26 protein-coding genes are annotated in these 25,545 nt (G+C 64.6%); 21 read left to right on the forward strand and 5 right to left on the reverse strand.

The genetic code is table 11. The features are described 5' to 3' along the window. Positions 1 to 41: 41 nt before the first annotated feature. The 9 genes from ACQ6S1_RS14530 to ACQ6S1_RS14570 all read left to right on the forward strand — a co-directional run bounded on the left by ACQ6S1_RS14530 (position 42) and on the right by ACQ6S1_RS14570 (position 9,812). Entirely contained in the window at positions 42 to 980 is a 939-nt protein-coding gene (locus ACQ6S1_RS14530) for a heme o synthase (RefSeq protein WP_445041921.1), read from the forward strand. Then, positions 977 to 1,147 carry a cytochrome c oxidase system small membrane protein gene (locus tag ACQ6S1_RS14535; protein ID WP_445041922.1) on the forward strand — a complete coding sequence of 57 codons (171 nt, stop codon included), beginning with the start codon at positions 977 to 979 and terminating at the stop codon, positions 1,145 to 1,147. Before ACQ6S1_RS14530 ends, ACQ6S1_RS14535 begins: the two co-directional genes overlap by 4 nt. Positions 1,148 to 1,150: 3 nt before the next feature. Continuing rightward, positions 1,151 to 1,750 (forward strand): cytochrome c oxidase assembly protein, encoded by a 600-nt coding sequence (locus tag ACQ6S1_RS14540; RefSeq protein ID WP_445041923.1) that lies wholly within the window; start codon positions 1,151 to 1,153, stop codon positions 1,748 to 1,750. Between the two features lie 51 nt (positions 1,751 to 1,801). Further along, a complete protein-coding gene (locus ACQ6S1_RS14545; RefSeq protein ID WP_445041924.1) occupies positions 1,802 to 2,641 on the forward strand; it encodes a cytochrome c oxidase subunit 3 in 840 nt (279 codons plus the stop codon). Between the two features lie 80 nt (positions 2,642 to 2,721). After that, positions 2,722 to 3,447 (forward strand): SURF1 family protein, encoded by a 726-nt coding sequence (locus tag ACQ6S1_RS14550; RefSeq protein WP_445041925.1) that lies wholly within the window; start codon positions 2,722 to 2,724, stop codon positions 3,445 to 3,447. Between the two features lie 60 nt (positions 3,448 to 3,507). Further along, positions 3,508 to 4,926: a threonine synthase gene (gene thrC, locus ACQ6S1_RS14555; RefSeq protein WP_445041926.1), complete on the forward strand. Its 1,419-nt coding sequence runs from the start codon at positions 3,508 to 3,510 to the stop codon at positions 4,924 to 4,926. Beyond that, on the forward strand, positions 4,923 to 6,197 hold the full coding sequence (locus ACQ6S1_RS14560) for a M16 family metallopeptidase (RefSeq protein ID WP_445041927.1): 1,275 nt from the start codon (positions 4,923 to 4,925) through the stop codon (positions 6,195 to 6,197). The genes thrC and ACQ6S1_RS14560 overlap by 4 nt, the downstream gene beginning before the upstream one ends. 6 nt (positions 6,198 to 6,203) lie before the next feature. Beyond that, a complete protein-coding gene (locus ACQ6S1_RS14565; protein ID WP_445041928.1) occupies positions 6,204 to 6,788 on the forward strand; it encodes a GNAT family N-acetyltransferase in 585 nt (194 codons plus the stop codon). 84 nt (positions 6,789 to 6,872) lie between these two features. Next, positions 6,873 to 9,812 (forward strand): EAL domain-containing protein, encoded by a 2,940-nt coding sequence (locus ACQ6S1_RS14570; protein WP_445041929.1) that lies wholly within the window; start codon positions 6,873 to 6,875, stop codon positions 9,810 to 9,812. A gap of 31 nt (positions 9,813 to 9,843) precedes the next feature. Here ACQ6S1_RS14570 and ACQ6S1_RS14575 read toward each other — a convergent pair whose 3' ends face one another. Next, positions 9,844 to 10,452 carry a YqgE/AlgH family protein gene (locus ACQ6S1_RS14575; RefSeq protein ID WP_445042034.1) on the reverse strand — a complete coding sequence of 203 codons (609 nt, stop codon included), beginning with the start codon at positions 10,450 to 10,452 and terminating at the stop codon, positions 9,844 to 9,846. 114 nt (positions 10,453 to 10,566) lie between these two features. On the opposite strand from ACQ6S1_RS14575, the gene ACQ6S1_RS14580 reads away from it, so the two are divergent. Both ACQ6S1_RS14580 and ACQ6S1_RS14585 read left to right on the forward strand, forming a co-directional pair. After that, on the forward strand, positions 10,567 to 11,406 hold the full coding sequence (locus tag ACQ6S1_RS14580; RefSeq protein WP_445041930.1) for a protein-disulfide reductase DsbD domain-containing protein: 840 nt from the start codon (positions 10,567 to 10,569) through the stop codon (positions 11,404 to 11,406). Between the two features lie 60 nt (positions 11,407 to 11,466). Next, positions 11,467 to 11,952: a peroxiredoxin gene (locus ACQ6S1_RS14585; RefSeq protein ID WP_445041931.1), complete on the forward strand. Its 486-nt coding sequence runs from the start codon at positions 11,467 to 11,469 to the stop codon at positions 11,950 to 11,952. A 19-nt stretch (positions 11,953 to 11,971) separates the two neighbouring features. On the opposite strand, the gene rnhA is transcribed toward ACQ6S1_RS14585, so the two are convergent. The 3 genes from rnhA to ispH form a co-directional block, all read right to left on the reverse strand. Then, a complete protein-coding gene (gene rnhA / locus ACQ6S1_RS14590; RefSeq protein ID WP_445041932.1) occupies positions 11,972 to 12,421 on the reverse strand; it encodes a ribonuclease HI in 450 nt (149 codons plus the stop codon). Further along, complete coding sequence (locus ACQ6S1_RS14595; RefSeq protein ID WP_445041933.1) at positions 12,418 to 13,383, reverse strand: homoserine kinase; 966 nt, start codon at positions 13,381 to 13,383, stop codon at positions 12,418 to 12,420. The genes rnhA and ACQ6S1_RS14595 overlap by 4 nt, the downstream gene beginning before the upstream one ends. A 106-nt stretch (positions 13,384 to 13,489) precedes the next feature. Beyond that, positions 13,490 to 14,452, reverse strand: coding sequence for a 4-hydroxy-3-methylbut-2-enyl diphosphate reductase (gene ispH, locus ACQ6S1_RS14600; protein ID WP_445041934.1), 963 nt, complete (start codon positions 14,450 to 14,452; stop codon positions 13,490 to 13,492). A gap of 116 nt (positions 14,453 to 14,568) precedes the next feature. Here ispH and ACQ6S1_RS14605 point away from each other — a divergent pair, with 116 nt between their 5' ends. The 3 genes from ACQ6S1_RS14605 (at position 14,569) to ACQ6S1_RS14615 (ending at position 17,436) form a co-directional block, all read left to right on the forward strand. After that, the gene (locus ACQ6S1_RS14605; protein WP_445041935.1) at positions 14,569 to 15,177 is read left to right on the forward strand and encodes a hypothetical protein; all 609 of its coding nucleotides are present in this window, start codon (positions 14,569 to 14,571) and stop codon (positions 15,175 to 15,177) included. A gap of 117 nt (positions 15,178 to 15,294) precedes the next feature. Further along, positions 15,295 to 16,431, forward strand: coding sequence for a site-specific DNA-methyltransferase (locus tag ACQ6S1_RS14610; RefSeq protein ID WP_445041936.1), 1,137 nt, complete (start codon positions 15,295 to 15,297; stop codon positions 16,429 to 16,431). A 108-nt stretch (positions 16,432 to 16,539) separates the two neighbouring features. After that, the gene (locus tag ACQ6S1_RS14615; RefSeq protein WP_445041937.1) at positions 16,540 to 17,436 is read left to right on the forward strand and encodes a cation diffusion facilitator family transporter; all 897 of its coding nucleotides are present in this window, start codon (positions 16,540 to 16,542) and stop codon (positions 17,434 to 17,436) included. 12 nt (positions 17,437 to 17,448) lie between these two features. Here ACQ6S1_RS14615 and mutY read toward each other — a convergent pair whose 3' ends face one another. After that, a complete protein-coding gene (mutY, locus tag ACQ6S1_RS14620; protein ID WP_445041938.1) occupies positions 17,449 to 18,516 on the reverse strand; it encodes an A/G-specific adenine glycosylase in 1,068 nt (355 codons plus the stop codon). A gap of 58 nt (positions 18,517 to 18,574) precedes the next feature. On the opposite strand from mutY, the gene ACQ6S1_RS14625 reads away from it, so the two are divergent. The 7 genes from ACQ6S1_RS14625 (at position 18,575) to ACQ6S1_RS14655 (ending at position 25,544) form a co-directional block, all read left to right on the forward strand. Beyond that, entirely contained in the window at positions 18,575 to 19,075 is a 501-nt protein-coding gene (locus ACQ6S1_RS14625) for a DUF721 domain-containing protein (protein ID WP_445041939.1), read from the forward strand. A gap of 91 nt (positions 19,076 to 19,166) precedes the next feature. Further along, positions 19,167 to 19,877: a DsbA family protein gene (locus ACQ6S1_RS14630; protein WP_445041940.1), complete on the forward strand. Its 711-nt coding sequence runs from the start codon at positions 19,167 to 19,169 to the stop codon at positions 19,875 to 19,877. Positions 19,878 to 19,928: 51 nt separating this feature from the next. Continuing rightward, positions 19,929 to 23,345, forward strand: a complete 3,417-nt coding sequence (locus tag ACQ6S1_RS14635) for a chromosome segregation SMC family protein (protein ID WP_445041941.1) — start codon at positions 19,929 to 19,931, stop codon at positions 23,343 to 23,345. A gap of 148 nt (positions 23,346 to 23,493) precedes the next feature. Then, positions 23,494 to 23,859, forward strand: a complete 366-nt coding sequence (locus tag ACQ6S1_RS14640) for an AtpZ/AtpI family protein (RefSeq protein ID WP_445041942.1) — start codon at positions 23,494 to 23,496, stop codon at positions 23,857 to 23,859. Positions 23,860 to 23,873: 14 nt separating this feature from the next. Then, positions 23,874 to 24,608: a F0F1 ATP synthase subunit A gene (locus tag ACQ6S1_RS14645; protein WP_445041943.1), complete on the forward strand. Its 735-nt coding sequence runs from the start codon at positions 23,874 to 23,876 to the stop codon at positions 24,606 to 24,608. A 49-nt stretch (positions 24,609 to 24,657) separates the two neighbouring features. Beyond that, on the forward strand, positions 24,658 to 24,885 hold the full coding sequence (locus ACQ6S1_RS14650; RefSeq protein WP_445041944.1) for a F0F1 ATP synthase subunit C: 228 nt from the start codon (positions 24,658 to 24,660) through the stop codon (positions 24,883 to 24,885). 62 nt (positions 24,886 to 24,947) lie between these two features. Continuing rightward, positions 24,948 to 25,544, forward strand: a complete 597-nt coding sequence (locus ACQ6S1_RS14655) for a F0F1 ATP synthase subunit B (RefSeq protein ID WP_445041945.1) — start codon at positions 24,948 to 24,950, stop codon at positions 25,542 to 25,544. Position 25,545 lies beyond the last annotated feature (1 nt).

Raw genomic sequence — 25,545 nt, forward strand, 5'->3', positions numbered from 1 at the left:
TCGGTCCGGCCGGTTCATGACAAGCAGGATGAAACGGGCCCATGAGCCTCACCACCGAACAATCGTCTGCCTTGTCCACCGGCTTCGCTGAACCGAGCCGGGCGGAAGTGCGCGACTTCGTGGCGCTCCTGAAGCCGCGGGTGATGTCGCTCGTCGTCTTCACGGCTCTGGTCGGCATGGTGCTGGCCCCTCAGGGCATTCACCCTGTCCTGGCTGCGATCTCGCTGCTGTGCATCGCCGTCGGCGCAGGTGCGGCCGGCGCGTTGAACATGTGGTGGGATGCCGATATCGACGCCGTGATGACGCGCACCCGCGGGCGTCCGGTTCCGGCCGGCCGTATGGAGCCCGGAGAGGCTCTGTCGTTCGGCATCGTGCTGTCGGCTTTCTCCGTCGGCACGCTTGCCCTCGCGGCGAATTGGCAGGCCGCAGCACTGCTGGCCTTCACCATCTTCTTCTACATCGTCGTCTATACGATGTGGCTGAAGCGCTGGACGGCGCAGAACATCGTCATCGGCGGTGCGGCCGGCGCGTTCCCACCCATGGTCGGCTGGGCCGCCGCAACGGGGTCGGTCGGCATCGAATCCATCGTGCTTTTCCTGATCATCTTCTTCTGGACGCCGCCGCATTTCTGGGCGCTGGCCCTGTTGAAGTCGGGCGATTATGCCAACGCCGGCGTGCCCATGCTCCCCGTCGTCTCGGGAGAGAGCGAGACCCGCCGCCAGATCCTGCTCTATTCGATCCTGTTGGCCCCCTTGGCGACGGCGCCCTACTGGATGGGCTTCGGTGGGCTTACCTATGGCGCCGTATCGATCTCTATGGGCGCGGTATTCCTTCTGCTTGCCGTGCGTGTCTATCGCCAGCGTGAAGGTGCTCCGGCCTCCCAGGCGGCGCGCCAGCTGTTCGCGTTCTCGATTCTCTACCTGTTCGTCCTGTTCGCGACGCTCTTGGGAGAGGCTGGTATCGGCGGGGTACAGGCGTGAGCGAGCAGCCGCCGGAGCATTCAGGCATCGTCCTGACGGAAGAGCAGCTTCGCCGTCGTCGGCAACGCAACATTGCGCTCGCGCTCGTTCTGTTCGGGTTGATCGTTCTGTTCTACCTCGTCACCATCTTCCGGCTCGGTGCCGACGTGGCGCAGCGGAACCTCTGAGCCATGGCGAACCAGCCCGTTTCGGATCAAGATCGTCAGGCCCAGCTGCAACGACGCCATCGTCGGACGGCGCTCTATTGCGGCATCTTCGTTGCCTCGATGGTTGGCGCAGCCTATGCCGCTGTTCCGCTCTATGATCTGTTCTGCCGGGCAACGGGCTTCGGCGGCACCACCCAAGTCGCGCAGGCCGCACCCGATGCGGTTCATTCCCGCACCGTTCGCGTGCGATTCGACGCCAACGTCGCCCCCGGGCTCGATTGGGGTTTCCGGCCTGTCCAGCGCGAGATGGTGGTGCGGGTAGGCGAGGCCAATCTGGCTTTCTTCGAGGCCAGGAACCGCTCGGGCAAGGACAGTTGGGGTACGGCGACCTACAATGTGACGCCCGATACCACCGGTGCCTATTTCAACAAGATACAATGCTTCTGCTTCGACCAGCAGCAATTGACGGCGAACGAAAAGCTGGACATGCCCATTCAGTTCTTTGTCGACCCGTCGTTTCTGGAAGACGCGGAAATGGACAATGTGAATACGATCACGCTGTCGTATACGTTCTTTGCCGCGCAGCCGCCTGCAAAGCAGGCCGGCCTCGCAAAGCGCCCCTGACCTGATGAACGAGCGGCGGCGGCCGCAAAGAGGATTGTGACGGAGACGGACATGGCCGAGGCGCACATCAAGCACCATGACTACCATATGGTACCGCCCAGCCCCTGGCCGGCGGTGGCCACGATTGCCGTTTTCTTCCTGGCTCTCGGTGGCATCTACACGATGCATGACGGCACGGTATGGGCGCTTGCGCCGGGCCTGCTGCTTACGCTCTACGTGATGGCAATGTGGTTCCGGGACATCCGCAACGAGGCGGAAGCCGGCGAACACACCCGCGTGGTGCAGATCCATCACCGCTATGGCGTGATGCTGTTCATCGCCTCCGAGGTGATGTTCTTCGTGGCATGGTTCTGGGCTTATTTCGACCCGGCGCTGTTCCCGAACGAGATTCACCAGTTCGAGCGGACCGAGGTGCTTGGCGGCGTCTGGCCGCCGCAGGGCATCGCGACCTTCGATCCCTGGCATCTGCCGCTGCTCAACACGCTGATCCTGCTGACGTCTGGCACCACGGTCACCTGGGCGCATCATGCCATCGTCCATGGGGATCGCCAGGGCGCGAAGCAGGCGCTGTGGATCACCTGTGCGCTCGGCGTGCTCTTCAGCCTGCTCCAGGCCTTCGAATACAGCCATGCGGCGTTCAGCTTCTCCGGCCACATCTACGGCGCGACGTTCTTCATGGCCACGGGATTCCACGGCTTCCACGTCATCGTCGGCACCATCTTCCTCGCTGTGTGCCTGTTCCGTCTTTACAAGGGCGATCTCACCCCGAAGCAGCATTTCGGCTTCGAGGCGGCTGCCTGGTATTGGCACTTTGTCGACGTGGTGTGGTTGTTTCTGTTCATCTCCATCTATGTGTGGGGTTACGGCGGCCCGGTGGCCGGCGGTCACTGATCCTTCCCGCCGGGCGCCCTAGGGCGCCCGGTCTGCATTCGGGGTCCTTTTTGCCTGACGATGATCCCCCGGAAAAGCCGATGTCGCGCCGTCTTCTGATTACCCTGTTTGTGTCTGCGACCGCCTTTGCCATCCTCATCGGCCTGGGCACCTGGCAGCTTCAGCGGCTGTCATGGAAGGAGGCTCTCGTCACCCGCATATCCGCGCGCGTGGCCGAGCCGGTCACGAACGCGCCGCCTCCGGCCGATTGGCGAAGTCTCGATCTCGATGCCTGGGAATATCGGCCCGTCGAGGCGCGCGGGCGCTTCCGCAACGATCTCGAAGTGCGGGTCTACACATTGCTGGGTGAGGCTCGGGGCCCGCTTGCAGGGGCTGGCTATTGGGTGCTGACGCCGCTCGAACGTGACGAGGGCGGCACAATCATCGTCAATCGTGGTTTCGTGCCGCTCGATCGTGCCGAGCCCGCGAGCCGCCCAGGTTCGCAGGTGGATGACGAGGTGCAGGTGAAGGGGCTGTTGCGCCGCCCGGAAGACCGCAATCCCTTCACGCCGGACGACAAGCCGCAAGACCGCCTGTTCTACGCCCGCGATCCGGCGGCCATCGCCGCCGGCCTGAGTTTGCAGGAGGTCGCGCCCTTCACCATCGACGCCAGGGACAGTGGTCCGCAAGGATTGCCGCAGGGTGGGGAGACACGATTGTCCTTCACAAACAGGCATCTCGAATATGCCCTGACCTGGTATGGGCTGGCGGGCGCCCTTGCGGCCGTGCTTATCGCCCATCTCTGGCGGCTCCGGCGCACTCTGTGAGGCGTGCTTGCCGCAGCCGCGAGTGAACTCTAGATTGACGATCCATTCCAGGACCGGCCGATGACCTTTGATTACATCTCGACGCGGGGCGACGCACCGGCGCTCGGCTTCTCTGACGTTCTACTGACCGGTCTTGCCCGCGATGGCGGTCTCTATGTGCCGCGCGAATGGCCTGTTCTCGATGCCGATACCATCGCGTCCTTCGCCGGGCGTTCCTACGCGGACGTCGCTGAAGCCGTCATCGCGCCGTTTACCGGGGATGCCTTCCCCGCGGCCGATCTCCGGCGGATGATCGACGAGGCCTACGCAACGTTCCGGCATCCGGCCGTCGCTCCGCTCGTGCAGACGGGTGCGAATGAGTTCGTGCTCGAGCTGTTTCATGGCCCGACGCTCGCCTTCAAGGACGTGGCCATGCAGCTTCTTGCCCGCATGATGGACCATGCTTTGGCGGCACGGGGAGACCGCGCGACCATTGTGGCCGCCACGTCGGGCGATACGGGCGGAGCCGCGATCGAAGCCTTCCGCACCAGCGAGCGGGTCGATGTCGTGGTGCTGTTCCCGCACAACCGCGTCAGCGACGTTCAGCGCCGCCAGATGACGACGGTCGATTCGCCGAATGTCCACGCGGTTGCCGTCGAGGGCAATTTCGACGATTGCCAGGCTCTCGTGAAGGCCATGTTCAACGATCACCGTTTTCGCGACGGCATGAACCTCGCCGCGGTGAACTCCATCAACTGGGCCCGCATCGTCGCCCAGATCGTCTATTACTTCACCTCGGCGGTCGCTCTTGGTGCGCCTCATCGCCCGGTGTCCTTCGTGGTGCCGACCGGCAATTTCGGCGACGTCTTCGCCGGCTGGGTCGCCAAGCGCATGGGCCTGCCGATCGAGCGGCTCGTGGTGGCCACCAATTCCAACGACATCCTCGCCCGCACCATCGAGACGGGACGTTATGAGGTGAAGGGAGTGCATCCCACCTCATCGCCCTCGATGGATATCCAGGTCTCGTCGAATTTCGAGCGCCTTCTGTTCGAGGCCGGAGAGCGTGACGCGGCCGCGGTGCGCCGCCACATGGATTCGCTGCGCCAGTCCGGCGCCTTTACCATCGCCGAGGGGCCTCTCGCCGCTATTCGCGGAGACTTCGATGCCGGTCGGGCGGACGAAGCAGCCGTCGCGGAGACGCTGCGCCGCCTGCGCCGTGATTCGGGATATCTTGCCGATCCCCATACCGCCGTCGCGCTCGCGCAGAGTGAGGCTCTGGCGCACGACCCGGCCGTGCCACGGGTGGTGCTCGGCACCGCTCACCCGGCCAAATTCCCGGATGCGGTTGTCGCCGCAACGGGGGAGCATCCGGCTCTGCCGCCGCATCTCGCCGACCTTCTCAGCGGGCGCGAACGCATGAGCGTGGTGCCGAACGACCTTGCCGCCATCGAGGAATTCGTCGCGGCGCGCTGCCGATCGGCGCGGGAGGCGATCTCGTGAGCATTGAGGTCACCATCCTGCCGAACGGACTGACGGTCGCAACCGATACGATGGAGAATGTCGGCACCGCTGCGATCAGCGTGGCGTTCGGCGCCGGCTCGCGCAGCGAAGCCGAGAGCGAGCACGGCCTCGCGCATCTGCTGGAGCATATGGCATTCAAGGGAACGTGGCGGCGCACGGCGCAACGCATCGCCGAGGAAATCGAGGAGGTCGGCGGCGATCTGAATGCCGCGACCAGCGTGGAGCAGACCTCCTACGACGCCCGTGTTCTCGCGACCGATGTGCCGCTGGCGATCGACATCCTCTCCGACATCCTCACCGGATCTCTGTTTCCGGAGGAGGAGCTCGTTCGCGAGAAGGGCGTCATCCTTCAGGAGATTGGCGCAGTCGACGATACCCCGGACGATCTCGTCTACGATCTCGCTCAGAACGTCGCCTTCTCGGGTCAGGCCATTGGACGTCCGATCCTCGGCACGCCGGATTCGGTCGAGGCCATGGACCGCGATGCGATCTCGGCATTCCTTGCGCGCCATTATCATGCGCCGCGCGGCATCGTTGCCGCGTCGGGCGCGGTCAATCATCAGGAGATCGTGGCGCAGGTCGCCGATTGCCTGGGCGGCCTTCCCGCAGGCCCTTCTCATGCTGTTTCGCCGGCATCCTGGACCGGTGGCGACGTGCGTGAGGAGCGCGATCTCGAACAGGCGCATCTCGTGCTGGGCTTTCCGGGACGTGCCTTCGGAGACGAGGACGCGATTGCGCTTGGCGTGTTCGCCAATCTGCTCGGCGGCGGCATGTCCTCCCGCCTGTTTCAGGAAATCCGCGAGAAGCGGGGGTTGGTCTACACGATCCAGTCCTTCCACTGGTCGTTTTCCGACACGGGCCTGTTCGGCATCTACGCCGGCACCGGCGAGGATGATATTCGCGAATTGATGCCGGTCATGCTGGACGAGATCGCGGATGCCGCGCTCGGCGCCACCGAGCGCGAGATACTTCGCGCGAAAGCGCAGATGCGCATGAGCCTTGAACTGGTTCGGGAGCAGCCAACCGCGCGGACCGAACGCCTTGTGCGCCAGATCCTGACGCTGGGCCGCATCGTGCCGACCGAGGAGATCATGGCGCGTCTCGATGCTGTGACCGTGAGCGACGTGCGTCGCGTGGCGGAAGCCATGCTCGCGGCGCCGCCGGCCCTGGCCGCTATCGGGCCGCTCGCCGGCCTGCCGCATGCCGATCGGCTGGCGGAACGCCTGCGTACCCCCCGGGCCGCGGCCTGACCGGCGATGTTCGCCCGCTCCCTGACCTCCGACGAACCCGATCTGGTGCTTCAGGGGGAGGGCGTTTTTCTGCGCACTCCCCGCGCCGGCGATTACGAGGAATGGGCCGATTTGCGCGGCCGGTCGCGCCGTTTCCTGCAGAAATGGGAACCGACCTGGCCATCCGATGATCTCACCCGGCCGGCTTTCCGGCGTCGTCTCCGGCGCTATCTGGGCGATCGGCGGCTCGGCCAGTCCTACACCTTCTTCTTGTTCTCTGCCGAAACGGATGCGCTGATCGGCGGGCTGACCTTGTCGAATGTGCGCCGCGGCGTCGCCCAGACCTGCACGCTCGGCTATTGGATGGGAGAGCCATTCCACGGGCGCGGCTACATGACGGAAGGTGTTCGGGCCGCCATTCCATTCGTTTACGATCGCGTCGGCCTTCGGCGGATCGAGGCGGCGTGCCTGCCGGTCAACGCAGCCTCGATCCGGCTTCTCGAAAAGACAGGGTTCGTGCGCGAGGGTCATGCACGGCAATATTTGTGCATTGACGGGCATTGGGAGGATCACCTTCTTTTCGCCCATCTCAAGGGCGATCCCTTGCGCTGATTTTTAGGTCTGGCGGCGTTGCGGTTCACCGGTGCGGCGTCTACGCATGACGGCGTATGTTCTGCGCCGTGGGGGACTTTGGTATTGCGTCTCGTTCAGGCTGCGATTTGTCTATTGCTGCTCGTGTGCGGGCTGGCCACGGCCGGCCATGCGGCTTCGGCGCTCGAGCCGATCATCGTTCCTCCCGATCGTTCGGCCATCGACCTGACGCGGGTCGTCTCCCGCTTTGCCAGCGACAGCGATCGCGTGCAGGTCACGACAGCCCCGGCCGCTGATGGCATCGTGCGCCGGATCGAGGTGCGCGGGCATGTGCGCGGTCCCACCAATTGGGCGGTGTTCGCCCTCACAAACCAGTCCGACGAACAGATCGACCGCCTTCTGGTCGCGCCCCATTATCGCCTCACGGGCTCGGGCCTGTTGTCGCCCGACCTCGGCTCCCAGCGTCTCGTCGATGTAACATCGAGCCAGGGTTTCCGCCCGGACCGCGAGGACGCTCAGGACACCGACATCTTCCGGGTCACGCTCGATCCGGGGGCGACTGTCACCTTCGTTGCAGAGCTCGGATCCTCCACCCTGCCGCAGCTGCATTTGTGGGACCCGGATGCCTACAAGGACAGCGTCAACGATCTCACGCTCTACAAGGGCATCGTCCTCGGCATCGCCGGCCTGTTGGCCATGATCCTCACCATTGTGTTCGTGGTGAAGGGATCGGCCATGTTCCCGGCAGCGGCCGCATTGGCGTGGGCGGTGCTTGTCTTCCTGGCCGTGGATTTTGGCTTTTGGCACAAGATTTTCGACCTCGGGCCGGGCGAGGACCACGTCTATCGCGCAGGGGCGGAAGCGGCCCTGACGGCCACGATGATCGTGTTCCTTGTCGCCTACCTCAATCTCAACCGATGGCATGTCCGCTTCACCCACATCGCGGCGGTCTGGCTCGTGGGCCTTGTGGCGCTGTTCGGTATTGCCTTGATCGACGCCCCCATCGCGGCAGGCATTGCGCGCATTTCGCTTCTTCTGGTCGCGGTTCTGGGCTTCGGCGTCGTGGTTTGGCTGGCGCTCCATAATTTCGACCGCGCGGTCATGCTCATCCCCACCTGGTTTCTGCTCATCACGTGGGTAGCTGCCGGCGGACTTGTCGTATCGGGCGTCGTGGTCAGCGATCTGGCGAGCCCCACACTGACAGGCGGCCTCGTTCTTCTGCTCCTGCTGATTGCCCTCACGGTCATGCAGCACGCCTTTGCCGGGGCCGGTCTCGCGCACGGTCTGGGCTCGGATCTCGAGCGCCGCGCGCTCGCGCTCACGGGGGCGGGCGACATCGTCTGGGATTGGGACGTCTCCGCCGACCGCATCCACGTCACGCAGGATTTCGAATATCTGCTGGGTCTGAAAAAGGGCGATCTCCATGCGCCCGCCGCAAGCTGGCTCGACGTCCTGCATCCGGCCGACCGGGACCGCTTCCGCACCGCGCTCGACCTTATCGTCACCGAGCGTCGGGGCCGTTTGAACGAGCAGTTCCGCTTCCGCGCGCAGGATGGTCATTACGTGTGGATGCTGCTGCGCGTGCGCCCCGTGGTCGCGCCTCATGGCGAGGTGACGCGTTGCGTCGGCACCATGATCGACATCACCCAGTCGCGGCAGGCCGAGGAACGGCTCCTGTCCAACGCCGTGCAGGACAATCTGACGGGTCTCCCCAACCGGCAATTGTTCCTCGACCGCATCGAGAGCGCGCTTTCCTTCGCCGAGGCCGACGACGCGATCCGCCTGACGATCATCACCATCAATCTCGATGAATTCCGCAAGATCAACGAGCAGGTGGGCCAGACTGTCGGCGACACTCTGTTGTTGACGCTCGTGCGCCGTATGGGACGACTGCTCAAGCGTCCGGATGCGTTGGCCCGGCTGGGCGGCGACGAATTCGGCATTCTCCTGTTGTCGGAAACGGACGGGCCGGGCATCGGCGCGTTCGCCGACGCGCTGCGCAAGGCTCTAGCCTCGCCGATCAGCTTCTCCGGCCGCGACATCGTGGTCACCGGCTCCATCGGCCTCGTCATGGTCGATCCCAGAACCACGACCTCTGCCGAGGAGGCCGTGCGCGACGCCGAGATGGCGATGCTGCAGGCAAAACGCATGGGCGGAGACCGCACGGAGATCTTCAAGCCGTCGATGCGGACGGCCCGAACCGATCGTTCGGCGCTGGAAGGCGAATTGCGCCGCGCACTGGAGCGGGAGGAGCTTCGCGTCCTCTACCGTCCCGTCGTTCGGCTTGAGGATCGCACCATCGTCGGCTTCGAGGGCGTGCTGCGCTGGGAGCATCCGCGCTACCGGACGAGGCCTCCGGCGGAATTTCTGGCGGTCGCGGAGGAAATCGGCCTGATCGTCGATTTCAGCCTGTTTGCGCTGGATCGCGCGTCGCGTCAGCTCGGCCAGTGGCAGCGACGTCTGCCGGTCGATCCGCCGCTGTTCTTGTCGGTCAATCTGCCGGCCCAGCAATTCGATCGTCAGGATCTTCTTCAGGATCTCAAGACCGTTCTGTCGCGTGCCACCATTGTGCGCGGCTCCCTGAAGCTGGAGCTGACGGAAACCGTGGTCGTGCAGAATCCGGAGCGTGCGGCCTACGTGCTGGAGCGCTTGCGGGAGCTGGGTGTCGGACTGGCGCTCGATGATTTCGGCACCGGCCATGCCAGCCTAGGATATCTCCAGCGCTTCGCCTTCGACACCGTCAAGATGGACCGCAGCTTCCTGCGCCAGCAGAGCAGGACGCACCGCATGGCGATCCTGCGGTCGATGATCCAATTGGGCCGCGAACTCGGCCTCGATGTCATCGCCGAAGGTGCGGAAACGGATTCCGATGCGGTCGAACTCTACCAGCTCGGGTGCCAGTTCGCTCAGGGCGCGGCGTTCGGAGAGGCGATGACGGCGGAGGCGGTCGAAAAGCTTCTCGGCATCGATCCGGAGAAATCGTCGCCGATCTCGAACGCGCGGCGCGCCGTCATGGGTGCGTTGCGGACCAACGGCCCCGCCTGACGCAAAAACCGCTTTCCGCCGTGCGGCGGGTTTAGGCGTGGCCGGCGTTGGACGAAAGCATCGCCGGCTCGATGCCCAAAGTGCGCAAGGCCCGGTCGTATTTCGCCTCGTTCGGCGTATCGAAGATCAGGGATGCATCGGCCGGGCAGTGCAACCAGCCATTGGCCTGGATCTCGCCCTCGAGCTGCCCGGGCGCCCAGCCGGCATACCCCAGCGCCAGCACTGCCGACGAGGGGCCGTCGCCGTTGGCGATCGCCTTGAGGATATCGAGCGTCGCCGTCAACGAGATGTGATCGTCGATCGGCAGCGTCGAATTCTCGATGAAGAAGTCCGCGCTGTGCAGCACGAAGCCGCGTCCGCTTTCGACAGGGCCGCCCCGCAGCACGGCCATCTGCTCCGCGCGCGGCGGGAGCCGGATGTTCTCATCCTCGGGAATGATGTTCAGTTGAATCAGCAGTTCCGGCAAATGAATGTTTGGCGCGGGCTGGTTCACGATGATGCCCATGGCGCCTTCCTGCGAATGGGCGCACACATAGATCACGGCCCGCGCAAATCGCTCGTCCGCCATTCCGGGCATGGCCAGGATCAGCTGGCCATCGAGATATCCGTCTTCGTCCGTGCGTGAATGAACAAGATCCATGCCGCCAAGTGTAGGCACGCCCGGCATGCTTTGAAAGATGTTGCGAACCATCGTATCGCCCTTCACGCCCTTTTCACTGGCCCGCGCAGGCGGGAGAGGTTAGGCCCACCCGCCATGAATGCGCGATCCTCGCTGTCAACTTCGCTTCTCGGCGCCCTGTTCCTTGCCGCTTCCGCGGGGATGGGGTTCGCGCAATCCAGCACCGTTCGCGAGGGCGCGGCCGATCTGCGCCTGTTTGCCGCGAGTGGCGACGATACGCCGCTTGGCGCCGGGCTCAGCATCGAGCTCGATTCCGGCTGGAAGACCTATTGGCTTTACCCGGGGCCTGTCGGCCTTCCCCCGCGGATCGATTTCGCGGGATCGCACAATCTGGCCTCGGCCCAGGTGCTGTGGCCCGCGCCGCGCCGCTTCGATGACGGCACCTCGCAATCCGCTGGCTATTCGGGGTCGGTGATCCTGCCGCTGCGCCTCACGGCCGAAGACCCGGCCAAGCCGGTGGATCTGCGCCTGAATATGGAGTTCGGTCTGTGCAGCACGATCTGCGTGCCGGCCAGTGCGCAGCTTGCCTTGGAGCTCAAGCCGGGCGCGGGGGCGGATGCGATGAGCGAGGCGCGGCTGGCGGGCTTCGAGCAGCGCGTGCCTTCAGCGTCCATCCTGGGCGACGATGACGACCTCGCGATCGTTTCGGCGGTGCGCGGCTCCGAGCCCCATGCGGTCGATGTCGCGGTGCGTGCGCCGAAGACTGCCAAGATGGTCGATCTGTTCGCGGAAGATCCCGATGGCGTTCTGTCGGCCCTGCCCAAACGTCTTGCCGAAAGGGGCGATGGCAGCCGGATTTACCGCCTGCAATTGCGCAAATCCAGCCATCCGACCGGTCTCACGCTCGTTGCGGTGGCCGATGGCCGGGCAATATCCGTTGCCCTTCCTCTCGACGGGAGCCTTGGCTCTCCCTAGATGGGGCAGGCCGTGTCGCACGATGCGGCGTGCTTTCATTTAGTTTTTGCGAGGTCTGCCATGGCGATTCAGATTGGCGAGAAGATTCCCGAAGCCACCTTCACCGTGATGGGGCCGGAAGGTCCGGCGAAGAAGACCACCGATGAGATCTTCAAAGGCAAGAAAGTGGTCCTGTTCGCCGTGCCCGGCGCATTCACGCCCACCTGCCACAAGAACCATTTGCCGAGTTACGTCGAGAATTACGACGCACTGAAAGCCAAGGGCGTCGACAGCATCGTCGTCACCAGCGTCAACGACGTGTTCGTGCAGGACGCCTGGATCAAGGCCTCCAACGCCGAAGGAAAAGTCGAGGCGATTGCCGACGGCTCCGGCCGTTTCGCGAAGTCGATCGGTCTCGACATCGATCTGGGCGAGGCCGGTCTCGGCACCCGTTCGAAGCGCTATGCGATGATCGTCGAGGACGGCGCGGTTACGTGGTTCGATGTCGAGGACGCCCCGCCGAAGGCCGACAAGACCAAGGCCGAGCACGTCCTCGAGCACCTCTGATCCTTCGGAAAGGGGCCGTTCACAGCTTCTTCGGCTTGAACGGCCTCATTCCCTCGCGCGCCAGTTCATCGGCGCGTTCGTTGTTCTCGTTGCCGGCATGGCCTTTGACCCATAGCCAGGTCACGTCATGCATCGCCATCAGGCGATCCAGCTCTTCCCAGAGATCCTGATTCTTGACCGGCTTGCGGTCGGCCGTTTTCCAGCCATTGCGCTTCCAGCCTGCGATCCAGCCCATGACGCCGCCGCGCAGATATTGACTGTCGGTGTGCACATTGACGGTGCAGGGCCGCTTCAACGCTTCCAGCGCGCGGATCGCGGCCAATAGCTCCATGCGGTTGTTTGTCGTCAGCGCCTCGCCGCCGGAAAGCTCTTTCTTGAGGTCGCCCATGGTCAGGATGGCGCCCCAGCCGCCGGGCCCGGGATTGCCGGAGCAGGCGCCGTCCGTCCAGATGTCCACGCTGGTGCTCATCGTGACCATCCATAGGCCGAGACGTCACGCGCCGACCGGTGGAAGGCGAGCTTACGACGATATTCCAGCGGGTCCTTGGGCCTGACCAGCGCGCCAGTCGGAACCGACAGCCAATCGACGAGGCGCGTCAAAAGAAAGCGCAGCGCCGCGCCCCGGCACAGCAGCGGCAGGGCGACGATCTCTGCATCATCCAGCTTCCGTGCTCCGTCATAAGCCGTAATCAGCGCGCGCCCGCGTTCGGCGTCGAATTGATGGTCGGCGTCGAAACACCATGCGTTGATGCAGATGGCGAGGTCGTAGGCGAGGAGATCTGTGCAGGCGAAATAGAAGTCGATGATTCCTGGCGTAAATCCGTCGAGGAACAGCACGTTGTCGGGGAACAAATCGGCATGGATGATGCCGCTGGGCAGATCCCTCGGCCAGCGCGATCCCAGAAAGGCGAGCTCGTCGGCGATCTCGCCGGACAGGCCCGTGACCACGTCATCCGCTCGTTCGCCGGCCTGTTCGGCCAGCCTCCGCCAGCCTTCCTCGCTCAGCGCATTCGGGCGGCTGAGCGGAAAGTCGCGTGCGCTGAGGTGCAATTGTGCGAGCGCCTTGCCGGCCTGCGCGCAATGCTCCGCATCCGGCCGCGTGCGGGACAGGCCCTCGAGAAAGGTCACGATCGCGGCCGGGCGGCCGCAGATCTCGTTCAGGGCTTCGCCCGTGCGATCACGGACGGGCAAGGGGCAGCGCAGGCCGTGTTCGGCGCAATGCTCCATCAGGCCCAGAAAGAATGGCAGGTCTCCCGCACTGACGCGCTTCTCATAGAGCGTCAGGATGAACCGTCCCCTGTCCGTTCGCAGCAGGAAGTTCGAGTTCTCGACCCCCTCGGCTATGCCCTTGAAGAAAAGCGGCTTGCCAAGGTCGTAGCCGGCGAGGAAACGGACGAGGTCGTCCTCGGGCACTGTTGTGTAGACGGCCATCGGCTCGCGTCGGTCTGGAGAAGGCGCGGTCAGGCCGCACAGGCTGCGTGTTACCGGCTGGCCGGCCAGCCGTCAAACACGCAGCGGACTTGAGAAAAGTCCAAATTCAGGCGGCAGCGCCACGCAGCGGCCGAGGCAGGGGGAAGAACATGTTCTCCTCCACGGTTGCCACGGTTTCCACTTCCACCTCGTAGCGCTCGGCAAACGCATCGATGATCCGCTCCACCAGCACTTCGGGGGCAGAGGCGCCGGCGGACACGCCCAGCGTGCGGATATTCTGAAGCTGCGACCAATCGAGCTGCTCGGCGCTGTCGACAAGCTGCGAATAGGGGCAGCCCATCCGTTCCGCCACTTCACGCAGGCGCTGCGAATTCGAGGAATTCGGCGAGCCCACGGTGACGAACGCATCGCATTGCGCGGCAATGGACTTCACGGCTTCCTGCCGGTTCGTCGTCGCGTAGCAGATGTCTTCCTTGTGCGGGCCGATGATTTTCGGAAACCGCCGCTTCAGCGCCTCCACGATCTCGGACGTCTCTTCCACCGAAAGCGTGGTCTGCGTCACGAAGGCGAGCGCTTCCGGATTGTTCGGCACGAAATGCTCGACGTCGTCGACCGTCTGCACGAGCTTCACCGCCCCATCGGGCAGCTGCCCGACCGTGCCCACCACTTCCGGGTGGCCGGCATGGCCGACGAGCACGATCTCGCGGCCGCGCTTGTGGTGGATTTCCGCCTCGCGGTGCACCTTGGTCACCAATGGGCAGGTCGCGTCCAGAACCGTGAAATTGCGGCGCTGCGCCTCGGCGGGAATGGTCTTTGCGACGCCATGGGCCGAGAAAACGACCGGCGCATCTCCGTCCGGAACCTCGTCGAGCTCTTCCACGAAGATCGCGCCCTTACGGCGCAAACTTTCGACCACGTATTTGTTGTGGACGATCTCGTGGCGCACATAGACCGGCGCGCCGAACAGCTTCAGAGCTTGCTCGACGACGTCGATGGCCCGCACGACCCCGGCGCAGAAACCGCGCGGCGCGCACAGAAGAACCTTCAGAGGGGGCTTTTGCAGCGTCATGACATCCGCGAAATGGGGGGCACACACCGCTCTTGTCAAGCTCCGCCCTTCCCGCGCTATAAAGCGGCCGCTTGGGGCGACGCATTGGTCGCAGAGGACGCCGGAGGGTTTGGGGCATGAACAATCGGGCCGTTACCGCTTTTGCTCGCGCAAGGCAGGCCGCATCATTGGCGGCCTTGGCCATTATTCTTGCAGGCTGCTCCAGTAACCGTGCCGATTCCGATGCCGGCGGCGGCAACCGGCTGGCCAATCTGTTCGCCTTCAACACATCCTCCCCGAAGACCGTTACGGTCGGGCAGGAGACGGTCTATTGCCCCTCGGTGTCGATCCAGGCCGGCACGGCTGCCTATACGGTTTACGAGCGCGGTCAGGAGGGCAACATCCTCGCCGTCCGCAATCAGGCCCGGTTCGGCGATATCGCCCGGGAATGCACCAATCAGGGCGGGAATGTCGGGTTGCGCATCGGTGTGGCCGGCCGCGTGATGCAGGGCCCGAAGGGCGTCACCGGTACCGGGGTCGATGTGCCCGTTCGGTTCGTGGTTCTGGATTCGGACGATAAGCCGGTGATCTCCCGCGTTACCCGCATCCAGGCCTCGATCCCCACGGGGCAGACAGGCGTTAGCTTCACTCATGTGGAAGATCTCGGCGTGCTGCCGGTCGATGGGCGCGGCTTGCGCAATTGGAGTTTCCGCGTCGGCTTCGACACGCCGTCAGGCACCCGCTGACACATCTCGCAAGGCGTTAATTCCGGGCGCTAACCTCCTGTTAACCATGGCATTTAGGTATCTCTTAAGGTTGATCATTCAAATTGTCGGCGTCAGGTCACGCGTCGAGAGTCTTGAATGTCCAGATCGGTATTGCGTACCCAGGCGCCCCAGCGCGCGCCTGGGATGGACATCTCCCTCAGCCACGAGATCATCGTGGGCGATTGCGTGGCCGAAATGTCGAAGATGGCGGCAGGCTCCGTCGATCTGATCTTCGCCGATCCTCCCTACAATCTTCAGCTGAACGGCAATCTGCACCGCCCCGATCATTCGCTAGTCGATGCAGTGGATGATGAATGGGATCGTTTCGCGAGCTTCGAAGCCTATGACGCGTTCACACGCGCATGGCTTTTGGCCGCTCGCCGCGTGCTGAAGCCGGATGGGGCGCTGTGGGTCATCGGCTCCTACCACAACATCTTCCGCGTCGGCGCCATCCTGCAGGATCTCGGGTTCTGGATCCTGAACGACGTCGTGTGGCGCAAGAACAACCCGATGCCGAATTTTCGCGGCCGCCGGTTCACGAACGCGCATGAGACGATGATCTGGGCCGCGCGTTCGGCGGATGCGAAATACACCTTCAATTACGAGATTATGAAGGCCGGCAATGACGACCTTCAGATGCGCTCGGACTGGCTGCTGCCCATCTGCACGGGATCGGAGCGCCTGAAGGACGAAGATGGCCGCAAGGTCCACCCAACTCAGAAACCTGAGGCTCTGCTGGCGCGGGTCTTGCTTTCTACAACCAAGCGTGGTGACGTGATTCTCGATCCTTTTTCGGGTTCGGGCACCACGGCTGCCGTTGCGAAGCGGTTCGGGCGCTCATTCTTCGGGATCGAGCGAGATCGCACCTACGCGGAGGCGTCTCGCGCACGCCTTGCCGGAATCCATACCCTTCCGGACGAGGTTCTGGCCGAGACCCCGGCCAAGCGCGAGGCGCCCCGCGTGGCTTTTTCCGCATTGATCGAACGCGGCCTGCTGCATCCGGGCGCGCGTCTTACCGATTCGAAGGGCCGCGTTCACGCCCTTGTCCGGGCGGATGGTACCCTGACCCATGCGAATGTGATCGGCTCCATCCACAAGATCGGGGCTCTCGTCCAGAATGCCGCCGCCTGTAATGGCTGGACCTTCTGGCATTACGACACGCCGAAAGGCCTCGCTCCCATCGACGATCTGCGCACGCAGATCCGCTCCGAAATGGCGAGCGGCGCGGTCTAGACTCGCGAACGCCTCGCATCTGCAAAGATCTCTGTTGTCAGAACCCGGCAGCGGGTCTATTCGCCTGCCTCGACAGGGTCGGGACGGCCTTGTGCGGGCAGGTATATCATGTCGTCGGACAGGCTTCTTCTTCAGATTGCCGTCGGAAATGTTGGGATAAGTCTGCTTGTCCTTGGCCTGAAAGCGTTATCCTACACGCTTACTGGTTCGGTTGCGCTTTATTCAGATGCGCTTGAGAGCGTCATCAATGTCGTAACTTCTCTGGCGGCCTTGTGGGCGCTGTGGTTCAGCATCCAGCCTGCGGACCAGAAGCATCCCTACGGACACCATAAGGCGGAATATCTGTCCGCTGTTCTCGCGGGCGTGCTGATCGTCCTCGCGGCGGTTTCGATTCTGCGCGAGGCCTATGCCGGCTTCCTCGCTCCGCAGCCGCTCGATGCCCCCATCGAAGGCCTCATGGTCAACATGGCGGCCACTGCAGTGAATTTCGGCTGGGCGCTATATCTCGTTCATATCGGCACGCGGCGAAAATCGCCTGCGCTGGCCGCCGACGGGCGCCATCTGATGACAGACGTGATCACGTCGGTGGGCGTTCTGTTCGGCCTTGTCGCGGCGGTCGTGTTCGACATGCCGATTCTCGATCCCCTTCTGGCGGCCCTCGTCGCGCTCAATATCGTGTGGATGGGTTACAAACTGATGCGGGAATCCATGGGCGGTCTGCTCGACGAAGCGGTGCCGAACGATACGCTCGACCAGATCAGGTCCATCATTGCGCGCGGAGCGGACGGTGCGATCGAGGCGCATGACATCCGCACGCGGCAGGCCGGCCGGGCGGTGTTTATCGATTTTCACCTCGTGGTCCGGGGCAACATGGATGTCTCGTCCGCGCACGACATCTGCGATTGTCTGGAGCGCGCGCTGAAAAAGGATATCGAAGGCGCCATCGTCACGATCCATGTCGAGCCGGACAACAAAGCCAAGCACGAGGGCATCGTCGTCGTCTGATAGAGGCCGGCCTCAGACGAGCGCGGCTGCCACGACCTTCCTCATCACTCCAGGCAGCGCCTCGGCATCGACTTCGTGAGACCACCAGCAACCATCTGGGATCGCGACATCGTCTTCGACATGGCTGCGATAGACGGCCAGATGCAGTGCGAAATGCGAGAAGACGTGGCGGACATCGCCGGCTTTCGTCCAAACGGCCCGCATCGGCGCGCGGCTGAGCGCGGCAGCCTCGTCGAGTGCCGGGCCCCAATCCGACCCCGGTACCTCCACCATGCTGCCGAGGAGTCCCGTTTCCGCCCGCCGCCGCAGCAGGATCGCGCCATCGGAACGCTGCGCCACGAAGGCCGCGCCATAGCGTGTCGGCCGTTCTGCCTTCGCTGCCTTGCGGGGAAACGTCTCCTGCAGGCCGAGCGCCCGCGCCGCGCAGCCATCACGATACGGGCAGAGCGCACAGGCCGGGCGACGCGGCGTGCAGATCGTCGCGCCGAGATCCATCATCGCCTGGGCAAAGTCGCCGGCGCGCTTTTGCGGCGTCAGCGTCGCGGCCAGTGCGCGGAGACGGGCCTTTGCGCGCGGCATCTCGTCCTCAACGGCGAACAGGCGCGAGACCACTCGCTCCACATTTCCGTCCACGACGGTCGCGGGAAGGTCATGCGCAATTGCCGCAATGGCCGCCGCCGTGTAGGGGCCGACGCCCGGCAGGGCGAGCAGGCCTTCCTCGGTGTCCGGAAAGACCCCGGAATGCTGCTCACTTACGGTTTTCGCACAGGCATGGAGATTGCGTGCGCGGGCATAATAGCCGAGCCCGGCCCACAGCCGCAGCACGTCGTCGAGAGGTGCTTGCGCCAGCGCGTGCACATCGGGAAAGCGGTCGAGGAAGCGCTGAAAATAGGGGCCGGCTGCCACCACCGTGGTTTGCTGCAGCATGATCTCCGACAGCCAGACGCGATAAGGGTCGGCACGCTCGCCCGGCAGCGCGCGCCAGGGCAGGCGGCGGCGATGGCGGTCGTACCATGCAAGCAGATCGGACGGATCGGGCGCCGCGATTTGCGCCGCACTTTGTGTGGAGGATGGGGACATCGGCCGTTTGTCTGGCGCCGGGTTTGACGGCGCTGCGTTTTCATGAGGCATATGGAGCATGTCGTCCGCTCCGAAAAGCCGTCCCAATGCCCGCTCGCTCGCGCACTTCGTGCCGAAGGTCGTGGGCGACACGTTCGCCAAGCAGGGCTTTGCAGGCGGAGAGATCGTGCTGCGCTGGGCGGAGATCGCGGGTCCGGATCTCGCCCGCCGCTCGCGTCCGCTGAAGCTGACATTTCCGCGCCGCAAGGCGGAGGAGGGCGCCCGCGAGCCGGCGGTGCTCCTCATCCAGGTCGAAGGTGCTTTCGCACTCGAATTACAGATGCAGGGGCCGGCCCTGATCGAGCGCATCAACCGCTATTTCGGCTGGCGCTGCGTCGGTTCGCTCAAGCTCAAGCAGGGGCCCGTCGATATCCGGCCCGCCGCAATTCCCGCCGAGCCGAAGGTGGATCCGTCGCAGGAGAAGCGTCTCGAGGACCTCGTCGGCGGAATCGAGGACGACCGCCTGGCCGAGGCATTAAAACGGCTCGGGCGGGCTGTATCGCACGCACAATGGCGTTAAAAGGCGCGCAGGCGCATAAACTCGCCACATTTCCATCGTTGGCAGAGCCCCCGCCAAATCATCCAGGCCAGCCGGCCGCACAGGTGTCGCGATGAAACGTTCTACCCTGACCAGTCTGTTGGCCGCGCTGGTGTTGACCGCCGGCCTGGCCGCATGCTCCGAGGAATCGGACACCCCCGTCAGCGACGGCGCGACCGAGAATTCGGGTCAGACGAGCGCCGCTTCCTCGCAGTCCACGCCGGCGGCCGGCGATGTCAGCGTCAGCGATCTGATGGCCGAAGGCGCGCTGCCGGATATCGCGTTGGGTGCGGAGAATGCTCCGGTCACGATCGTCGAATACGCCTCGCTGACCTGTCCTCACTGTGCCGTGTTCCAGACCCAGACCTTCCCGGCCCTGAAGCAGAACTACATCGACAGCGGCAAGGTGCGGTATATCTTCCGCGAATTCCCGCTCGACAATTACGCCACCGCCGGCTTCATGCTTGCCCGCTGCTCGGACCAGTCGAAATATTATCCCATCATCGACGCCTTCTTCGCCCAGCAGCGCGCCTTCTTGGATGCGGCGGACCCGTTCCAGTGGATCCAGGCGTTCGGCAAGGAGGTGGGCTTTACACAGGAGTCGCTCGACGCCTGCTTGTCGAATCAGGACCTGCTCGACAACGTGATGGCGGTTCGCCAGCGCGCTTCGGAAAAGTTCGGCGTGAGCTCCACGCCTTCCTTCTTCATCAACGGCAAGATCCGTCGCGGCAGCATGACCATCGAGGAGCTGTCGAAGGAAATCGATCCGCTTCTCAAGAGCTGAGGCGCCTGAACTCCGCATCGGGCGGGGCGCGCGCCGGATGAACGGTCTGGCATGAAGCTCACGCGCCTTCGCCTGGTCGGGTTCAAATCCTTCGTCGATGCCTCGGAGCTCGTCATAGAGCCGGGGCTCACGGGGATCGTGGGCCCGAACGGCTGCGGCAAGTCCAATCTTGTCGAGGCCCTGCGTTGGGCCATGGGCGAGAGTTCCCACAAGGCCCTGCGCGCGGCGGAGATGAACGACGTCATCTTCGCCGGATCGGGTGGCCGGCCCTCGCGCAACAACGCCGAGGTCGTCATCGTCCTCGACAACAGGGCCCACCGCGCGCCATCGCCCTTCACCGAAGTCGACGATCTTGAAATCTCCCGACGCATCGAGCGCGACAAGGGCTCCACATACCGCGTCAACGGCCGCGAGGTGCGCGCCCGCGACGTGCAATTGCTGTTCGCCGATGCCTCGACGGGTGCCCGCTCTCCGGCTCTGGTGCGGCAGGGGCAGATCAGCGAAATCATCAACGCCCGACCCGAAGCCCGCCGCCGTGTGCTGGAGGAGGCCGCGGGGATTGCCGGCCTGCACGCCCGCCGTCATGAGGCCGAGCTGAAGCTGCGCGCCGCCGAGCAGAATCTCGTGCGGGTGGAAGACGTCCTGGAGCGCATTCGCGGACAGATCGAAGGCCTGAAGCGTCAGGCCCGCCAGGCCGCACGCTATCGCCAGCTTTCTGCCGATATCCGACGTCTCGAAGGCGCGCTTCTGACCCGCGCGCACACGGAGGCGCTTGCCGAGAAGAAAGCGGCCGAAGACGCGGTCTCGGAGGCCGAGCGCGCTGTTGCCGCCCGCACCCTGTCGCAGGCCGAAGCGGCCCGCGCTGAAGCGGTCGCCGCGCACGAGCTTCCCGCCCAGCGTGACGCTGCAGCGTCAGCGGGTGCCGCTCTGGCCCGGCTGCGGCGCGCACGCGATGATCTCGACCGTGAGGAGCGGCAGGCCCGGGACCGGCTCGCCGAACTGATCCGTCGCCTCGCCCAGCTCGACGACGATCACGCACGCGAAACGGCCCTTGCTGCCGACGCCAATGAAACACTCGCCCGCTTCGAGGCAGACCTCGCAGCGCTCGACGCGGAAGAGAGCGGAGCGCTGGAGCGTGAAGCCGACGCCGAACGGCGCATGGCCGCGGCGGCGAAAACGCTGACGGAGGCTGAGGCCGAACTCACCCGCATCAACGCCGTGCTCGCGGCCCGCGATGCAGAGCGCGCCCAGCTTGGTCGTGCGCGGGAAGAAGCGGAATCGCGTCTGGGCCGCGTGGGCGTGGAGCTTCAGCGGCTTGCCGTCGAGCAACGCGCGCTTGAGGGCAGCGATCATGCGCGGCGCCTCGCAATTCTCAGCGCCGAGCTGGACCGAGCGTCTTCGATTCTGTCGGACGCCGAGGCGGCGGCGATCTCGGCCGAGGCGGCGCTTCCGGATCTTCGTGCCGCGGAGGCCAATGCACGGCAGCGGGCCCACGAACAGGAGGCCGCCCTGCGCCGCCTGGAAGTGGAGGCAAAGACGCTGGCGAAGCTCATCGACCCCGGTCAGGCCGTGTTATGGCCGCCGCTGATCGACAGCGTTTCGGCGGCGCCCGGTTATGAGGCCGCGCTCGTGGCGGCTCTCGGCGAGGATCTCTCGATCCCGCTCGATCAAGCGGCGCCCGCTTATTGGGCCCGCCTTGCCGCACCTGCGGACGATCCGTCCCTGCCGGCAGGTGTTGAGCCGCTTGGGCAATATGTGGATGGACCTCCGGAGCTTGCCCGCCGCCTCGCGCAGACAGGGCTCGTGACGCGCGACGATGGCGCGGCGCTCCAGCCGCATCTTGCCGCCGGTCAGTGCCTCGTCTCCGCGCAAGGCGATCTGTGGCGCTGGGACGGCTTTACCGCCACCGCCGAGGCCGAAACGCCGTTCGCGCGCCAACTCGCCGGCCGCAACCGGCTGAAGGAATTGGAGCAGGCCATCGCGCAGGCCGGAGAAAAATTCTCCGCCGTGAAGGCGGATGCCGAAGCCGCTCGGCAGGCCTCCGTCGATGCTGCGCGCTGTGAACAGGCCGCCCGCGAGGCCGTGCGTGCCGCCCGAAAGTCCGTTGAGGCCGCCCGGGATCGTCGGGTCGAGGCGGAGCGTCTGGCCGCGCGCGACGAGGCACGTCGTGCCGCCCTGGCCGAATCGCAAACCCGGCTCGCCAATGATGAGGCGGACGCCGCTCAACGACTGGAGGCTGCCCGTAACGCCCTGACCGCTTTGGCGGACAGCCACGAAGTCGAACAGGCGCGCGACCATGCCCGGGCGCGGGTCGAACGCGAGCGCGCCATTGCCGCCGACGTGCGCGCCAATCACGCGGCGCTTGGGCGCGAACGGGAGAGGAGGGTTCGAAGCCGTGAAACATTGCTGCGGGATCGTTCCGCGTGGCAGGCGCGTGGCGAAGGTGCGGCCGAGCGTCTGGCGGTGATGGGCGCACGCCGCGCCGAGGCCGAATCGGAGCGGATCGTTCTTGCCGAAATGCCGAACCTTGTTGCCGAGAAACGGCGCGCTTTGCGCGAATCTTTCCAGCGGGCAGAGGCCGATGATCGCGCCGCGCGAGATGGTCTGGCGGCGGCGGAAGCGCGGCAAGGCGCGGCCGACCGTGACGCGCGCGACGCGTTGAAGCTGCTTGGCGAAGCCCGCGAGATTCTGGCGCGTGAGGAAGCGCGCCGCGAGGCAGCCGGCGCACGGGCGCGGGAGGCCTGGACCCGCTTGGTCGAGGCGGGCCTTTCCGACGAGGATCGCCGCGTTCAGGACGGCTCCCCGATGGACCTCGAGCGCCTGAAAGCGGATCGCGAAAGACTGGGGGCCGTCAATCTTCGCGGCGAACAGGAATTGGAGGAGGTGCAGGCCAGCCATGACGGGCTCGTCCGCGAACGCGACGATCTCACCGAGGCGATCCGCCAATTGCGCCAGGCCATTCTGTCCCTCAATCGCGAGGGGAAGACGCGCCTGACAGCGGCCTTCGAGGCCGTAAATGCGCATTTCGTGAAGCTCTATGCCAACCTGTTCGGAGGCGGCGAGGCCAGGCTGGAACTCATCGAATCGGACGATCCCCTTGCGGCAGGGCTGGAGGTCATCGCACGGCCTCCCGGCAAGAAGCCGCAGACACTGTCCCTGTTGTCCGGCGGCGAGCAGGCCCTGACGGCGATGGCACTGATCTTCGCCATCTTCCTCACCAATCCCGCGCCTTTGTGCGTCCTCGACGAGGTCGATGCGCCGCTCGATGACGCCAATGTGGAGAGGTTCTGCGATCTGCTCGAATCGATGAGCCGTGATACCGACACGCGCTTCCTCGTGGTCACCCACAATCCGGTGACCATGAGCCGGATGAGCCGCCTGTTTGGCGTCACGATGGCCGAACGGGGCGTCAGCCAGTTGGTCTCCGTCGATCTGGAAGCCGCCGAACAACTACGTGAGGCGGTCTGACGCAGCTCCCATTATGGGAAAGACAAGTGAAATCAGCGGGTTGAGACCTGTCTAGGTTTCCTTGACTTGAGAATGAGGCATCACTATGGTGCCGGCAAATTTCAGGGCTGGCAGGTGGGTGCCGCCGGTTGGACAGGATCATGCTGGTATGAGCAAGGACCTGGATGGCCGGGCTGAAGGTGCGGGCGTGCCAGATTCCGAGGGGGATCTCGAAAATCGGCTCAGCAAGCTGGATGCTGCCCTTAAAAAGGCGCGTCCAAAGGCAGGAGCTGACGAAGGATCCTTGGCGAATGCGAGTTCGACGGCTCAGGGCATGGCCCAGGCGCTGCGGCTCGCTAGCGAGTTCGCTGCGGGGGTGATCGTAGGTGCCGGCCTTGGCTGGTTCTTCGATAAGGCCCTTGGAACGAGCCCCTGGGGCCTGATCGTGCTTCTGATGCTCGGCTTTGCCGCCGGCGTGCTCAACATCCTGCGTTCCGCCGCCCTTGACCGGGAGCGCGGTTCCACTGGCGGATAGGTGTGGAAGAAAACATGGATCCGATCCACCAGTTTAACATCACGCCCCTCATCGGCAGCGGGCCTCTGGCCTTCACGAATTCCTCGCTGTTCATGATCATCACCGTGGTGGTGACGGTGGGCTTCCTCATGCTTGCCATGCAGGGCCGCTCGCTCATCCCGGGCCGCTGGCAGTCGCTGGCCGAGCTCTCCTACGAATTTGTCGCCTCGACGGTTCGCCAGTCGGCGGGCAACGAGGGCATGCGGTTCTTCCCGCTGGTGTTCTCGCTCTTCATGTTCGTGCTGGTCGCGAACCTGCTGGGCATGGTGCCGTACGCCTTCACGGTCACTAGCCACATCATCGTGACGTTCGCGCTGGCGCTGATCGTCATCGGCACCATCATCATTTACGGCTTCGTCAAGCACGGCATGAAGTTTCTGAACGTCTTCGTGCCGAAGGGCATTCCGGGCTACCTTCTGCCGCTGGTGGTCGCTATCGAGATCGTGTCGTTCCTGTCGCGCCCCATCAGCCTCTCGGTGCGTCTGTTCGCCAACATGCTGGCGGGCCACATCACGCTGAAGGTCTTCGCGGGCTTCGTCGTCGGCCTCTGGGGTGCGCTTGGCACCGGCGGTCTCGTGCTCGGTATCCTGCCGCTCGCCATGACCGTCGCTCTCACGGGCTTCGAGTTCTTCGTGGCCTTCGTTCAGGCCTACGTCTTCACCCTTCTGACCTGCCTCTATCTCAGCGACGCGCTCCATCCGGGGCACTGAGTTCGGCGCATCGAAGTTCAGCACATCACTTTATCTAGGAGAGTTTATCATGGACGCTGAAGCCGCAAAGTTCCTCGCCGCCGGTATCGCGACCCTTGGCATGGCTGGCGCCGCCATCGGCGTGGCCAACATCTTCGTCAGCTACCTCACGGGCGCGCTTCGCAACCCGTCCGCTGCCGATGCGCAGTTCCCGCGCCTGATCTTCGGCTTCGCCGTGACGGAAGCTCTGGGCATCTTCTCCCTGCTCATCGCGCTTCTTCTTCTGTTCGCCGTCTGAGTTCGCATTGACGGGCGTTGGATAATCCGGCGCCCGCGTTCTCTCCGAACGGGAAAGTGACGATGGCACAGAACGTCCTGCTCTTGGCGCAGGCTGAAGCAGAATTTCAGCACGATCTGCAGCAGAGCGTCGAGCAGTCGGCGGAGCTGCACGACGAGGCACATGGCGGAGCCTTCCCGCCGTTCGAGTCGACCTATTTCGCGTCCCAGATTCTCTGGCTCGCGATCACCTTCGGCTTGCTCTACTTCCTGCTGAGCCGCTTCGTGCTGCCGCGCATCGCGTCGGTGCTGGAGGTTCGCAGCGACCGGATCGCCACCGATCTGGCCGAGGCGCAGCGTCTGCGCAACGACACGGATGCCGCGATCGCTTCATATGAGGCATCCCTGGCAGCCGCGCGTTCCAGCGCCCAGAAGATCGCGAACGAGGCCCGTGCGGAAGTGGATGCGGAAGCCGCCATCAAGCGCAAGGCCATCGAAGCCGAGCTTGCTGAGCGTCTTGCGCAGTCCGAAGCGCGGATCGCTGAAACCAAGGCTCAGGCCCTGGTCAATGTGCGCACCATCGCCGTGGACGCGGCGTCGGCCATCGTCGCACAATTGTCCGGTGCGGAACCCTCTTCGTCCGAAGTCGAATCGGCGGTCGACGCCACTTTGAGAGGCTGAC

It is taken from the genome of Terrihabitans aquatilis, assembly GCF_052542005.1.

What these genes read in the sequence shown, in the direction of transcription:
- thrC (WP_445041926.1), top strand. Translation starts at nt 3,508, where the DNA reads ATGACCTTTGATTACATCTCGACGCGGGGCGACGCACCGGCGCTCGGC.
- ACQ6S1_RS14530 (WP_445041921.1), top strand. Translation starts at nt 42, where the DNA reads ATGAGCCTCACCACCGAACAATCGTCTGCCTTGTCCACCGGCTTCGCT.
- ACQ6S1_RS14635 (WP_445041941.1), top strand. Translation starts at nt 19,929, where the DNA reads ATGAAGCTCACGCGCCTTCGCCTGGTCGGGTTCAAATCCTTCGTCGAT.
- ACQ6S1_RS14550 (WP_445041925.1), top strand. Translation starts at nt 2,722, where the DNA reads ATGTCGCGCCGTCTTCTGATTACCCTGTTTGTGTCTGCGACCGCCTTT.
- ACQ6S1_RS14545 (WP_445041924.1), top strand. Translation starts at nt 1,802, where the DNA reads ATGGCCGAGGCGCACATCAAGCACCATGACTACCATATGGTACCGCCC.
- ACQ6S1_RS14575 (WP_445042034.1), bottom strand. Translation starts at nt 10,452, where the DNA reads ATGGATCTTGTTCATTCACGCACGGACGAAGACGGATATCTCGATGGC.
- mutY (WP_445041938.1), bottom strand. Translation starts at nt 18,516, where the DNA reads ATGTCCCCATCCTCCACACAAAGTGCGGCGCAAATCGCGGCGCCCGAT.
- ACQ6S1_RS14595 (WP_445041933.1), bottom strand. Translation starts at nt 13,383, where the DNA reads ATGGCCGTCTACACAACAGTGCCCGAGGACGACCTCGTCCGTTTCCTC.
- rnhA (WP_445041932.1), bottom strand. Translation starts at nt 12,421, where the DNA reads ATGAGCACCAGCGTGGACATCTGGACGGACGGCGCCTGCTCCGGCAAT.
- ACQ6S1_RS14655 (WP_445041945.1), top strand. Translation starts at nt 24,948, where the DNA reads ATGGCACAGAACGTCCTGCTCTTGGCGCAGGCTGAAGCAGAATTTCAG.
- ACQ6S1_RS14640 (WP_445041942.1), top strand. Translation starts at nt 23,494, where the DNA reads ATGAGCAAGGACCTGGATGGCCGGGCTGAAGGTGCGGGCGTGCCAGAT.
- ACQ6S1_RS14610 (WP_445041936.1), top strand. Translation starts at nt 15,295, where the DNA reads ATGTCCAGATCGGTATTGCGTACCCAGGCGCCCCAGCGCGCGCCTGGG.
- ACQ6S1_RS14605 (WP_445041935.1), top strand. Translation starts at nt 14,569, where the DNA reads ATGAACAATCGGGCCGTTACCGCTTTTGCTCGCGCAAGGCAGGCCGCA.
- ACQ6S1_RS14645 (WP_445041943.1), top strand. Translation starts at nt 23,874, where the DNA reads ATGGATCCGATCCACCAGTTTAACATCACGCCCCTCATCGGCAGCGGG.
- ACQ6S1_RS14625 (WP_445041939.1), top strand. Translation starts at nt 18,575, where the DNA reads ATGTCGTCCGCTCCGAAAAGCCGTCCCAATGCCCGCTCGCTCGCGCAC.
- ACQ6S1_RS14615 (WP_445041937.1), top strand. Translation starts at nt 16,540, where the DNA reads ATGTCGTCGGACAGGCTTCTTCTTCAGATTGCCGTCGGAAATGTTGGG.
- ispH (WP_445041934.1), bottom strand. Translation starts at nt 14,452, where the DNA reads ATGACGCTGCAAAAGCCCCCTCTGAAGGTTCTTCTGTGCGCGCCGCGC.
- ACQ6S1_RS14630 (WP_445041940.1), top strand. Translation starts at nt 19,167, where the DNA reads ATGAAACGTTCTACCCTGACCAGTCTGTTGGCCGCGCTGGTGTTGACC.
- ACQ6S1_RS14650 (WP_445041944.1), top strand. Translation starts at nt 24,658, where the DNA reads ATGGACGCTGAAGCCGCAAAGTTCCTCGCCGCCGGTATCGCGACCCTT.
- ACQ6S1_RS14580 (WP_445041930.1), top strand. Translation starts at nt 10,567, where the DNA reads ATGAATGCGCGATCCTCGCTGTCAACTTCGCTTCTCGGCGCCCTGTTC.
- ACQ6S1_RS14540 (WP_445041923.1), top strand. Translation starts at nt 1,151, where the DNA reads ATGGCGAACCAGCCCGTTTCGGATCAAGATCGTCAGGCCCAGCTGCAA.
- ACQ6S1_RS14565 (WP_445041928.1), top strand. Translation starts at nt 6,204, where the DNA reads ATGTTCGCCCGCTCCCTGACCTCCGACGAACCCGATCTGGTGCTTCAG.
- ACQ6S1_RS14585 (WP_445041931.1), top strand. Translation starts at nt 11,467, where the DNA reads ATGGCGATTCAGATTGGCGAGAAGATTCCCGAAGCCACCTTCACCGTG.